Here is an 11,726-nt window from a genome sequence, read left to right as displayed (position 1 = left end):
CCGCCCACCGTCCGGCATTCCTGCTTCTCAAGGGGAAAGCGTTCTTTCACCCTGGTCTTTCTCCCTGCAAATACAGGCGTATCCTCTCAGCTTAGAAACCGTACTTAATTGATAATAAAACAGTTATTATTATAGCCAGGGCGCTGATAATCACACCGGCTAAAGTATTCCTTTGACTCCTGCTGTACTCATGTAATTCTTGATGTAGTAAGTTGAATTTTTCCTCTAACCTGTTATATGCCTCTCTCATTTCATCGCGTAATTGGTTTGATTTGCCGTCCAAGCCGTTGAGATCTTCCTTCGTCTCCCGGCTCAGTTTGTCGAGCTTTTCATTCATCTCGCGGCTCGACTTGTCAACCTCCGCCTTCGTCTCCTGCCGCAGTTTGTTAAACTCTTCCTTCGTCTCCCGGCTCAATCTGTTAAGATCTTCTTTCATCTCCTGGCGTAATTGATTTATTCTTTGGTCCAGGGATGCGATTTTTACCTCCAAACTATCTTTTATCCCATCGATGCGCTGGGATAAATTGTCTATCCTCAAGGAGAGGTTGTCCGTCCGCTGGGCCAGATGGTAATAACCGAATTCCACCATCTTAGGTTCTATGCCTTCCGAGGCCGCGGCAATCTCTTGCCTGGCGCCTTCTACTACTTCTTTTTCCGACATGGCCATCACTTCCCCTCTCCTTTCTGCTATTATTTTAATACTTTCCGGAGGGACCAACAAGCAAAATTTACCTGCCTGGTTCCTCGCAAGGTAATATGTCAAAAAGGAGGCAAATGCTTACCGCCTCCCTTTTCCTCTTCATTTCCCGTCTTATTTTCTGTTTATTTCCTCCTCGGTACAGCTCCATAGTACCGCCGCTGGAAGCTCAAGGCCACGTTCACCAGGCCGATCATCACCGGCACTTCAATCAAGGGCCCGATAACCGCGGCGAAGGCCTGGCCGGAATTGATGCCGAAGACGGCCACGGCCACGGCGATGGCCAGCTCAAAGTTGTTGCTGGCGGCGGTAAAGGAAAGGGTTGTCGTCTGTTCATAATTGACTCCCAGGCGCATGCTGAGGAAAAAGGAAATTAAGAACATGAGGACAAAGTAACAAATCAAGGGAATGGCGACCCTTACCACATCCATGGGTAGGGAAACGATATACTGGCCCTTAAGGGAAAACATAACCACAATAGTAAACAATAGGGCAATCAGGGCCAGGGGACTGATCTTAGGGACAAAGGTCTTCTCGTACCATTCTTTGCCCCGAGCAGGCATCAGGGTGAAGCGGGTGATTACGCCGGCCAGGAAGGGGATACCCAGGTAAATGGCCACGCTGGTGGCCACCTCGCCGATGGAGACATGGACTTTCATCCCCTGGAAGCCCAGCCACGCCGGCAGCAAGGTAATGAAAATATAGGCATAAATTGAATAAAAAATAACCTGGAAGATGGAGTTCAGGGCCACCAGGGCGGCGGCATACTCGGCATCACCCCGGGCCAGGCTGTTCCAGACAATGACCATAGCAATGCATCGCGCCAGGCCGATTAGGATGAGGCCGGCCATATATTCAGGGTAGTTGTGTAAAAAGATGATGGCCAGGAAAAACATCAAGACGGGACCGATAATCCAGTTCTGGAAGAGGGACAGGGCCATAACTTTGCCGTTGCGGAACACCTTGCCCAGTTCCTCGTACTTGACCTTGGCCAGAGGCGGGTACATCATGACGATCAGGCCGATGGCGATGGGGATGGAAGTTGTCCCCACAGACATTTTATTCAGAGCATCCGCCACCCCGGGTACGATATAACCCAAAGCCACGCCAAAGGCCATAGCGAGGAAGATCCAGAGGGTTAGAAAACGGTCCAACAGAGACAATCTGGCCACGGGTTGATTGTTGTTTACCGCTGCCATTAACTATAAACCTCCTCGTCGGTCTTTCTCTGTTACGTTACGCAAACATCCTTATTTATTGCATTTACTGTTCTTTCTAGGCAAAGATCCTAACCTCCCCTCTCTTTATTACCCATCTTTCGGAGGGGACGACAGGCAACCTTGGGATTTTCCAGGAGCTGTTGCAGCTTTTCGTAGTCGGCAGCAAACTCCTCTTTGTCTCCCAGGGGTACCTCCAGATAGGCCAGCCATCCCTGGAGAACCGCGGCTAGTTTTTCTTTATTGAGGTGGTAGAACACCCACTGGCTCACTTTTTCCTCCCAGACCAGGTCCGCTTCCTTCAGGACCCGCAGGTGCTGGGAAATGGCCGGCTGGGTGATGCCCAGAATCTCTTCCAGCTCACAGACGCACAGCTCCCCTTCGGCCAGCAAGGCGATAATCCTGAGGCGCAAATGCTGTCCCAAAGCTTTAAAGGCCTTTTCCCAATCCTTCAAATTCACCCCCTTCACCTCCCCTATATATAAGTTATTAATTATATAATATTAAAGTTCGTTGTCTTTGTCAACATTAAAATATATTTCCGTTTCCTTACGCTTTAATTAATTGTTAGCGAAATTTTTCCTTGACAAATTGGATTGGTATTGCTATGTTATATATGCGTTTATTTCTATATTATTTTTCAGGAGGATATATGTAAATGCAACGTAACACCCTTATTCTCATTTTAGGTCTAGCCGGTTTTACCGTTATGGCCGACAACTGGGTGGTTTCACCCATCCTGCCGGCCATAGCCCGCTCTTTAAATGTTGAAACCGTCCAAGCCGGACTGCTGATTACGGCCTACATGATCCCCTTCGGCCTATTCCAACTAATTTTTGGCCCTTTGGCCGACCGTTACGGTAAGCGTCAGGTAATCAATTTCTCTATGGCCTTATTTACCTTGGGTACAGGCCTCAGCGCATTGGGCTTCAGCCTCACCGGCCTGGCCGTTTACCGTGCCTTGACCGGCATCTTTGCCGCCTCGATAATGCCCATATCCCTGGCCCTTATAGGCGATGTATTCCCTATCCAGGAACGCCAGTCCGCCATCGGCACTTTTATGGGCATATCCTTCCTTGGCCAGGGCCTAAGTATGGCTATCGGCGGTACTATAGCCTATTTCCTGAGCTGGCGCGGGGTTTTTGCCGCCTACGCCGTCCTTGCTCTGGTATCCACCCTGTTGCTTTACACCATCGGCCGCCAGATACCTTCGGTCCGCAATCCCCGGAGCCAGTTCTTCGCCCCCTACCTACGCCTTTTGGGGAATACCAAGAGTGCATCCGTCTACCTAGTAGTGCTCCTCGAAGGTATCCTTATCGTCGGTTCTTTCTCTTATCTCGGAGCCTATATCGCCCAAACCTATCATTATAATAACTTTGTCATCGGCCTAATTATGACCGCCTTTGGTATCGCCGCCGTTATGGCCGGGCGTCTCAGCGGTCCGCTGGCGGCCCGGAACGGCCGGCGCCCGGTACTAATGGCGGGCCTGCTGGCGGCCGCCGCAGCAGACCTCCTCTTTTGGGTTTACGGTCACCAGCTTCCGACGTTAATAGCAGGAGTGGCCCTGCTGGGCTTGGGTTTCATGCTCGCCCACTCTACCCTGCTGACCATAGCTACGGAATTCGCCGCCCGGGCGCGGGGTACGGCCATGTCCCTGGTAGCCTTCGCCTTTATGGGTGGCGGCGGCGTTGGGACGGCCATAGGCGGCCGCCTTATCTATGCTTTTAATTTCAGCCGTTTCTTTGCCCTTTATGCCCTCTGCTTGTTCCTTTTAATCATCCTGGCGTCCCTGGTGGTGCGCGGCGATACTGCCGCCTCGACAGGTATGGAACCGGCCAGCGATACACGCTAATTGGTAGAAGTCCCCTTGACTTAGATAAAAATTAGTATTATGATGTTAGTAACTTATATATGTTAATGTCATATATAAGCCGCTCAAAAAAATAAAAGGGGGAAGAAACATTGTGTAACTATGTCGGGCACGGTCCTATTGGTGGTCATGGCTGCGGACCGCGTTGGGGAAGTTGCTGCCGCGGTCATCACCACGGGAGCTTCCACCGCCGCTTTTTAACCACCGCGGAGAAAAAGGCCCGCCTGGAAGAGTATCTTAAAGAGCTACAGGCCGAAGTGAAGGCCGTGGAGAAAAAGCTGAAGGAACTGGGAGAAGGGGCTTAATTCCCCTTCTCCATGTCTTTGTCCTGACCAAAAATAGCTTCGTAACGGCGAAGGAAAGTGTCCAGGGCGGCTTTATTGCGCCGGATGGTCACCGCCCAGTCGTGAAGGTAATCTATCCCTTCCGGGGTTATCTCATACCTCCGCCGGGCCGGTCCAGGGCCAACTGTCGACCAGTGGGACCGCACCAAACCTTCTTCCTCCAGGCGGCGTAAATGGCGGTAGACCGCCCCGGCATCGGGAACGCCTTCCCATAATCCCAGGCGGTTCATGCTTTCCATCAGTTCGTAACCATGGGTGGGTTTCTCATACAGTAATAATAACAAGCAGGGCTGCAGAAAACCCTCCATGCGGGCGCCGCGACAATCGCAGCGGCCATGGTGGCCGCCGGGACCGTGACCGCACATGGGACCACTTCCTATCTGTTATTTACATATGTATGTTTTTAACACAATTTAAAGATAAAACATTAATTCTCTGCTGTCAACATAAGGGACAGCAAGCTGTAAAAAATCTTAATCCCCAGTAAAAACTCAGTAAAAACTAAGGAAAGCAGAAAGGAGCAGAGCTGTGTTTACCCTCTTTCTCTATCTCTTGGCCTTGGGGGGGCTGGTGTTTTCCTTCATCAAAGACCGGCAAAAAACAAAAATGGCCGTGATGAAAGGATGGAAGGCCTTTACCAACATCTTACCCGATTTTGCCGTCGTGCTGGCCCTGATAGGGATCATGCTGACTTACCTGTCACCTCACACCATTGCCGCCCTGGTGGGCAAAAACAGCGGCTTCGCCGGCATGCTGGCCAGCTCCATAGTCGGCTCCATCACCCTTATTCCGGGGTTCGTCGCCTTTCCCCTGGCCAAATCTTTGCTCGACCGGGGCGCTGGCATCATGCAGATGGCCGTTTTCGTTTCTACCCTGATGATGGTGGGCGTCGTCACCGCTCCCCTGGAAAGCAGGTATTTCGGTAAAAGAGAAACTATCCTCCGTAATTCGTTGAGCTATGTCTTTTCCTTTATCGTGGCTATTATCATCGGGATGGCGGTGGGATCGTGAGCATACTTAACTTAATTAAAACTTACCGCTATTTTTTATTAATTATCCTCGCTGATTTGATAATAACCATCTTTCATCCAGCCACCGGCTTAACAATTTTCAAATACACCGCCGGCAACTTTGCCGAGATGCTCGCCATCATCCCGCCGATTTTTCTCCTCCTGGGCCTCCTAGATGTCTGGGTGCCGCGGGAAACTATTATCCGCTACCTGGGTGAAGGTTCCGGCTTAAAGGGCATTGTCTTAAGCATAGTGCTGGGGGCGGCCGCCGCCGGGCCCCTTTACGGCGCCTTCCCGGTGGCCGCCGTCATGGCGAAGAAAGGCACCAAATACAGCAACATTATTATTTTTCTCTGTTCCTGGTCGACTTTAAAAATCCCCATGTTCCTGTTTGAAATGTCGGCCTTAGGAATTAAATTCGCCCTCACCCGCTGGCTGGTCAACGTCCCCGGGATACTGGCGATTGCTTATATTATCGACCGCGTCATAGGAGCGGAAAACAAAGCAGAATTCTACCGGCGGCAGATGGCAAATCCATAGCGGCTTACCCCAGCAACCCCTGCAAAGCGTTAAACCGTTCACTATTTTCCTCCTCTGCCAGGGGCGGGCAATCTTCCAGGGTATTTTCACCGCTTAGCAACCTGGCGGCAAAGGCCAGGCAGGTCAACTGGCCACACCGGCGGCAATTGGTCCCGGGCAGCCATTTGTATATTTGCAAGGCTGTAGGCCTTTCCTTTTTAGCGAAGGAAGGCTGAATTTCCTTTTGCCGCCGGTGAGTATCGTTGATTAAATCCTTGAGCCAGTCCAGCACCTGGAGGGCGTCCGTCATATTGACCGCTTTGGCCATAGTGAGCTTGTAGGGGTAGAGGGTGATCAACCTGAAATCTTTCATAAAAGTCAAATTTTTAGCGTAATGGTTATATACGGCATTCTTAATCACCGTATTGAGGTAGGGTAATAACTCCTCAATGTCCCGGCTTAAAACCGCCTGCAGGCGGATCTTTTCCGCATCAGCCAGGCAGGTTTCTACTTTGGTGACATCTATTTTTTCCAGAAACACAGGCAGTACCTCCCCTCTGTCCGCTACTCTCATGGATAACAAGCACAAGCTTTAGCCTGATATTTCAATAATCTCCTTTATCGCTGTTAAAAATGTGTCTATCTCTTCCGCGGTATTAAAATAACCCACGCTGGCCCGCACCGTTCCCCTATCCAGTGTACCGATGGTTTTATGGGCCAAGGGTGCGCAGTGCAGGCCCACCCGGACCATAATATCGTAGCCTTCGTCCAGGGCATAGGCCACCTCTTCCGGCGCCAGATCTTTAAGGTTAAAGGAAACCACGCCCACCTTGCGCGCCGTTTCCCGAGGGCCATAAACGGTCACTCCGGGCAAGCCTGCCAACCCCGTCAGCATCCTGGCCGTCAGCTCTTCCTCGTGGGCACGGATACGGTCGATTTCCTGGTTAAGTATATATTCCACCGCCGCTTTAAGGCCGGCGATACCTACCATATTAAATGTCCCGGCTTCAAAGCGGTCCGGCAAATTTTCCGGCATATACTCCAGGCGGGACACCGATCCGGTCCCCCCTTCCTTCAAGGGACGCAGATCCAAACCGGGACGTATATAGAGGCCGCCGGTACCCGTAGGGCCTAGTAAGCCTTTATGACCGGTGAAGGCCAGAAAGTCAATATCCAATTCCCGGACATCGACTGGATATACCCCGGCCGTCTGGGCGGCGTCCAGCAGAACCGGCACCCCGTGCCGATGGGCAACGGCCGCAATTGCCTGCACCGGCATCACTGTTCCCGTAACGTTGGAGGCATGGGTGCAGGCCAGGAGGCGCGTTTTCTCCCGGAAGGCCGCCTCCATTTCCGACAACAGCAATTCACCGTCCTCCCGGCATGGTACTACCGTAATGCTTATCCCGCGCTCCTTCTCCAAGGTTTTCAAACACCGCCAGACGGCGTTATGCTCCATAGCCGTTGTAATGACGTGATCGCCGGGGTTCAACCAGCCCTTGAGGACTAAATTAATGGCTTCGGTGGCGTTGGCCGTAAAGACGATACGCGTAGCGTCGTCAATATTAAACAACTTCCCCAGCAGCCGCCGGCACTGGTAGACTATCTCTTCTGCCACCAGGGCGCGACGGTAGCCGCCCCGACCGGCACTGGCCCCGATATTCTTCATAAAATACTCCATGGCCTGCCAAACCGCCGGCGGCTTGGGAAAGGTGGTAGCGGCGTTATCCAAGTAAATGGCCACTGTTTGCACCCCCTGCCCGTCCTTTAAACACTTCCGGAAGTGGAAAAAGGGAGGATATGCCTTATCCTCCCTGCCCGCTCCCGTTAACCAAGTCACTCTAAATTCCCTATACTTTGTTTTACTCCCTGCATGAGCGCCATAGTCTCGGCAATCTCCCTGGCGATAATCTCCCCGGCCAGGTCTAGTAAAGTAATGATCCGGGGATCCTTGATGCGGTAAATCACCCGTAAACCGTCTTTGGTGGCCTCGACAATATCCTGCTTGCGCAAAACGGCCAGGTGCTGGGAGATGTTTGGCTGTTCTAATTCCAGCTCTTCCATCAGCTCACAAACACAGCGCTCACCATGGCGTAAAAGTTCTATAATCCGCACCCTAGTGGGGTGAGCCAGGGCTTTGAAAAATTCCGCTTTTAAATTATGGATGCGTTCCATCGCTATTTACCTCGTATATTAGAATATCACTATATTCAGTCTATAATTTTTATTGCCTTTTGTCAAGTAAAACCCTTTACCAACAGGACTTACTTAGTAACAATAAACGCCCTGGAAATAATTGCCAGAGAAAAATAGGCTCATATCCATGCTATTTTTACTAACAGCAAAAGGAGTTTAATGCACCTTAAATTATGCAGCAAAGCAACTCCCTACCCGGACAGCCTTCGTATTCCATTTGCAGCATAATGTGCTCGATGCCGAATTTATCCCGCAGTAAGGCTTCTACCTGCCGGCGTAGCTTTTCCGATTCACTGATAGATATATCCTGTTCCAGGTCGATGTGGCCTTCAAAATTAATCTGCCGTTCCCCGAGCTGCCAGACATGAACATGATGCAGATCGCGGATGCCCGGTAAGCTTTTGATCGAAGTATATATTTCCTCTAATTTTATCCCTTTGGGTGTGCCTTCCATAAGGATTTGCACTGTATCGACAACAATTTCATAGCTTTCCTTAATGACATACAGGCCGATTAAGATGGTCAAAAGGGGGTCAACCCAGGTTATCCGCCAAAAATAGATGGCGATACCGCCGGCAACTACCGCCACTGAGGATAAGGCGTCGGAGAATAAATGTAGGTAAGATGAACGCACATTCAAACTCTTGTCGGCATCGCGCCGTAGGAGTAAAGCACCTGCCGTGTTGGCTAAAAGCCCTATAATTCCTACACTCATCATTATTAAACTATTGATATCCTGGGGATGGATTAAACGAATTACCGCTTCTTTAAAAAGCAAAAAAGAAATGGCTATTAATACGGCAGAATTAAACAGGGCAGCCAGAATCTCCAGCCGCTGAAAACCGAAGGTTTTTTCCAGGGTTGCCCCCCGTCGGGAAAAGCGTAACGCCATCAGACTGATGGCTACGGCCGCCGCATCACTCAAATTGTGCAAGGCATCGGAAACAAGGGAAAGGCTTCCCGCCAGTAAGCCCCCGGCTATTTCCGCTGCGGTAATAAGCAGGTTTAACAGCATTGTTAGTATCAGATTCTTATCGTTTACCGTTCCAGTTTTCAGATGGCTGTGGTGATGATGGTGATGATGAATATTGTCGTTATGCGGATCATTTTTCACTTTTTTACACTCCTTGCAACTTTATTCTTGTATTACATTCTTTTATTCTTGAATACTTATATAGTAGCGTTAACAAGACTCCCTGTCAACCAGAAAAAAAGTCAGCTACCCTAATTGCCCCCATGCTTCCTGCATTGGCTGACTCTATGAACGGTTTCGACCCATAAGGTCGTATCCTTGGCAACAATCCGGTATAATAAGGCCCCAAGAGCTAAACCCGCGTGAAATGCTAATAATCTTCCAGGAGCTTAGCCACCCTTTCCCGGATCTCGTCGCGTACAGATAGGAAAACCGCCATGATTTCTTCTTCTTCCCCCTCAGCCTTTGCCGGGTCAGGGAGGGGCCAATGTTCGCGGCGGATAGTTTGTGGCGTCACAGGACATTTATCACGGGCGTCGCCGCAGAGGGTGACAATCAGATCAGCCTTGTTTAAGATTTCAGGATCGATAGGGTCGGAGGTTTGCCCGGAAATATCGATGCCGGCTTCAGCCATCACTGCTACGGCGCGGGGATTCAAACCAGCCGGTTCAAGCCCCGCACTGTACACTTCAACTTTTTCTCCACCCAGGGCCCGGGCAAAACCTTCAGCCATCTGGCTGCGGCATGAATTGCCGGTACAGAGAAAAAGAATTACAGGTTTCTTTTGCACAAGTATCCTCCCATCCTTACCTACACCCTGTTTCTCTCTACCATATTATTCCCACTTCCTTATCAAGGTCCATAATTTTATGGCTTGTTCTTCTACCTTTCCGGTTGCATCAGCATTCCCGCCAAGCAAGGAATCTTTTTGGGTATTTTGGGGGCAATTATCTGCAATACAAATTCCAGGGCTTCTCCGGCGTCTTTATCCAGGCAGATGCGTTGCAGCATTAATTGCTCTTCCTCATCAAGGACAATAAGAACTTTACCCATGTGATACCAACTCCCCACCTTTAATTTTTTTAATAAATACGCTTTAATAACAACATCCCCTTCTGGAAAATACCTTGACATCAACAAACGTGTACCATATAATACAAGATGCAAGCATTGCCCTTCTATGTATAGGGGTTAAAGGTAGGGGTGATTATGGATTATACTGATCGCGAGTACTGGAACGGTATAATCAAGATGTGCCTGTCGAAGTTTTTTATCCTGCGCGTCCTTTACACCCAGCCCATGCACGGCTACGAAATAGCCCGTACCGTAGCTGAAGTTACCAGGGGCTGCTGTACGCCCACCGAGGGAACGATTTACCCTGTACTCAGGGAGTTCGAAGAGGGTGGCTACGTAACTTCTGCCATTGAGATAGCCGGGGGCCGGGAGCGCAAGGTTTATACCCTTACTCCAAAAGGAAAGGAAGCCTTCCGCGTCGCCGTCGAGGCCTGGCGGGAGGTTACTAATTATATTTTGGAGGCGATAGAGATGTCTTGCTGCTCTGTAAAGACCTCAAACTGCTGCGGCATTTCTGCTACAGAAAGTCCAGAAAAAGCTGTGGAGCAGGGTTCAAATACGGCGTCCCAGGCCCAAGATAACCAGCGCACCATTGACATCGAGTTTCTCTACCTGGACCTGGACGCCTGCACCCGCTGCCAGGGTACAGGTCGTAATCTAGAGGAAGCCCTCAACGAAGTGGCCGAAGTTTTAGAGGCTACCGGAGTTAAGGTCAACTTGAAAAAGATCCACGTCCAAACGGAAGAACAGGCCCTGGCCCTGGGATTTGTCAGTTCACCCACCATTCGCATCAACGGGCAAGATATCCAGCTAGACATAAGGGAAGACTTATGCGAATCCTGCGGCGACCTTTGCGGCGAGGATGTGGACTGCCGCGTCTGGGTATACCAGGGTAAGGAATATACCGAAGCTCCCAAAGGGATGATCATTGAGGCCATCCTTAAGCATGTTTACGGCGGCGGTATGGAGGCCCCGGCAACAAAGGAACCGCTGAAAGAGTTGCCGGAGAATTTAAAACGTTTCTTTGCGGCTAAGCGCAAAAAAGATGAAGAAGCATCAGGGGATACGGGGAAACAGGTGGCAATGGAAAGTTGCTGTGGTTTCTCATCAGCTTCAAAATGTTGCAATTAACAAATGCAGGGCCGCGGGAAATTAAACCGCGGCCCTCTTTCTACGATTCCAGTGATTCTTTTACCGCCTGGACCACCCGGTCCAGTTCCTCATCCGTCCAGGTAAATTCATGTTTTTTGCGGATATCCAGTTTGGTTACCATAACATAATCTGTCACCGGAAAACCGGCATGCTCCACTGTTGCTTTGGCGCAGCCTATAGGACAGCCATCGATCACGACAATCCTTTTGGCCCCCTTGGTCGACTCAACTATACTCTGCACATGACCACCAAGCCCGGCCAGGCAAAACAACTTGCCTGTGCCCTCCTGATCCAGCTTTACAGCCGCCTGGTTGGCCAGCTGGCCTACGTTCGAACCTCCCGCGCAGGGAAAGAGCATAATTTCCGCCGGTTCGCAGGTGCATTTCGCCATTATCAGTTTCTCTCCCTTTTACTCTTTTATTTCTTCCTGTATCCACCTCTTTATCTCTTCTTTGTCAGGCACGCGGCCGAACACCTTAACCTTTTCATTAACTACCAGTCCCGGGGTCATCATGACGCCGTAATCGGTGATCTTGTTTAAATCCGTCACCTTTTCCACATCGGCGGCCACGCCCATTTCCGCCAGGGCGTTCATCACGTTTTGCTCCAGCGCCTTGCACCGGGCGCATCCTGTACCTAAGACTTTGATTACCACTTATCCTCATCTCCTTCTT

The 11,726-nt window shown here is 50.4% G+C and carries 17 protein-coding genes; 5 read left to right on the top strand and 12 right to left on the bottom strand.

The features are described 5' to 3' along the window. Positions 1-91: 91 nt before the first annotated feature. The 3 genes from FLZ89_RS08385 to FLZ89_RS08375 form a co-directional block, all read right to left on the bottom strand. Entirely contained in the window at positions 92-667 is a 576-nt protein-coding gene (locus tag FLZ89_RS08385) for a hypothetical protein (RefSeq protein WP_141304792.1), read from the bottom strand. A 155-nt stretch (positions 668-822) separates the two neighbouring features. Then, positions 823-1,896, bottom strand: coding sequence for an ACR3 family arsenite efflux transporter (gene arsB / locus FLZ89_RS08380; protein ID WP_141304791.1), 1,074 nt, complete (start codon positions 1,894-1,896; stop codon positions 823-825). Positions 1,897-1,985: 89 nt separating this feature from the next. After that, positions 1,986-2,375 (bottom strand): ArsR/SmtB family transcription factor, encoded by a 390-nt coding sequence (locus tag FLZ89_RS08375; RefSeq protein WP_141304790.1) that lies wholly within the window; start codon positions 2,373-2,375, stop codon positions 1,986-1,988. 197 nt (positions 2,376-2,572) lie between these two features. Between FLZ89_RS08375 and FLZ89_RS08370 the strand changes: the two genes are divergently transcribed. Both FLZ89_RS08370 and FLZ89_RS08365 read left to right on the top strand, forming a co-directional pair. Further along, on the top strand, positions 2,573-3,766 hold the full coding sequence (locus FLZ89_RS08370) for an MFS transporter (RefSeq protein ID WP_141304789.1): 1,194 nt from the start codon (positions 2,573-2,575) through the stop codon (positions 3,764-3,766). A 110-nt stretch (positions 3,767-3,876) separates the two neighbouring features. Next, positions 3,877-4,089, top strand: coding sequence for a DUF5320 domain-containing protein (locus FLZ89_RS08365; protein WP_141304788.1), 213 nt, complete (start codon positions 3,877-3,879; stop codon positions 4,087-4,089). Here the strand turns inward: FLZ89_RS08365 and FLZ89_RS08360 are convergent. Continuing rightward, positions 4,086-4,493, bottom strand: a complete 408-nt coding sequence (locus tag FLZ89_RS08360; RefSeq protein WP_141304787.1) for a PadR family transcriptional regulator — start codon at positions 4,491-4,493, stop codon at positions 4,086-4,088. The genes FLZ89_RS08365 and FLZ89_RS08360 overlap by 4 nt on opposite strands. A gap of 163 nt (positions 4,494-4,656) precedes the next feature. On the opposite strand from FLZ89_RS08360, the gene FLZ89_RS08355 reads away from it, so the two are divergent. Both FLZ89_RS08355 and FLZ89_RS08350 read left to right on the top strand, forming a co-directional pair. After that, positions 4,657-5,139: a permease gene (locus FLZ89_RS08355; RefSeq protein WP_141304786.1), complete on the top strand. Its 483-nt coding sequence runs from the start codon at positions 4,657-4,659 to the stop codon at positions 5,137-5,139. Beyond that, positions 5,136-5,678: a permease gene (locus FLZ89_RS08350; RefSeq protein ID WP_141304785.1), complete on the top strand. Its 543-nt coding sequence runs from the start codon at positions 5,136-5,138 to the stop codon at positions 5,676-5,678. The genes FLZ89_RS08355 and FLZ89_RS08350 overlap by 4 nt, the downstream gene beginning before the upstream one ends. Before the next feature lie 4 nt (positions 5,679-5,682). Here the strand turns inward: FLZ89_RS08350 and FLZ89_RS08345 are convergent, their stop codons facing one another. From FLZ89_RS08345 to FLZ89_RS15680, 6 genes are all read right to left on the bottom strand, one after another. Further along, positions 5,683-6,198, bottom strand: a complete 516-nt coding sequence (locus tag FLZ89_RS08345) for a (Fe-S)-binding protein (protein ID WP_141304784.1) — start codon at positions 6,196-6,198, stop codon at positions 5,683-5,685. A 51-nt stretch (positions 6,199-6,249) separates the two neighbouring features. Further along, positions 6,250-7,401, bottom strand: coding sequence for an aminotransferase class V-fold PLP-dependent enzyme (locus tag FLZ89_RS08340; protein WP_141304783.1), 1,152 nt, complete (start codon positions 7,399-7,401; stop codon positions 6,250-6,252). A gap of 92 nt (positions 7,402-7,493) precedes the next feature. Next, positions 7,494-7,832, bottom strand: a complete 339-nt coding sequence (locus FLZ89_RS08335) for an ArsR/SmtB family transcription factor (protein WP_141304782.1) — start codon at positions 7,830-7,832, stop codon at positions 7,494-7,496. A gap of 187 nt (positions 7,833-8,019) precedes the next feature. Next, on the bottom strand, positions 8,020-8,967 hold the full coding sequence (locus FLZ89_RS08330) for a cation diffusion facilitator family transporter (RefSeq protein WP_253256435.1): 948 nt from the start codon (positions 8,965-8,967) through the stop codon (positions 8,020-8,022). A gap of 229 nt (positions 8,968-9,196) precedes the next feature. Beyond that, complete coding sequence (gene arsC / locus FLZ89_RS08325; protein ID WP_141304781.1) at positions 9,197-9,616, bottom strand: arsenate reductase (thioredoxin); 420 nt, start codon at positions 9,614-9,616, stop codon at positions 9,197-9,199. Positions 9,617-9,708: 92 nt separating this feature from the next. Then, positions 9,709-9,879, bottom strand: coding sequence for a hypothetical protein (locus FLZ89_RS15680; protein WP_172613514.1), 171 nt, complete (start codon positions 9,877-9,879; stop codon positions 9,709-9,711). A 156-nt stretch (positions 9,880-10,035) separates the two neighbouring features. Between FLZ89_RS15680 and FLZ89_RS08320 the strand changes: the two genes are divergently transcribed. Beyond that, positions 10,036-11,031, top strand: coding sequence for a DUF2703 domain-containing protein (locus FLZ89_RS08320; protein WP_141304780.1), 996 nt, complete (start codon positions 10,036-10,038; stop codon positions 11,029-11,031). A 40-nt stretch (positions 11,032-11,071) separates the two neighbouring features. On the opposite strand, the gene FLZ89_RS08315 is transcribed toward FLZ89_RS08320, so the two are convergent. Together FLZ89_RS08315 and FLZ89_RS08310 are read right to left on the bottom strand one after the other, a co-directional pair. Beyond that, positions 11,072-11,443, bottom strand: a complete 372-nt coding sequence (locus FLZ89_RS08315; RefSeq protein WP_216363863.1) for a putative zinc-binding protein — start codon at positions 11,441-11,443, stop codon at positions 11,072-11,074. An 18-nt stretch (positions 11,444-11,461) separates the two neighbouring features. Then, the gene (locus FLZ89_RS08310; RefSeq protein ID WP_141304778.1) at positions 11,462-11,707 is read right to left on the bottom strand and encodes a thioredoxin family protein; all 246 of its coding nucleotides are present in this window, start codon (positions 11,705-11,707) and stop codon (positions 11,462-11,464) included. Between the last annotated feature and the right edge of the window lie 19 nt (positions 11,708-11,726).

The sequence above is a fragment of the Moorella sp. E306M genome (assembly GCF_006538385.1).
GTDB lineage: Bacteria > Bacillota > DSM-521 > Neomoorellales > Neomoorellaceae > Neomoorella.
The sequence above is the reverse complement of the archived record's forward strand: the minus strand, read 5'-3'. Positions and strand labels throughout refer to the sequence as shown.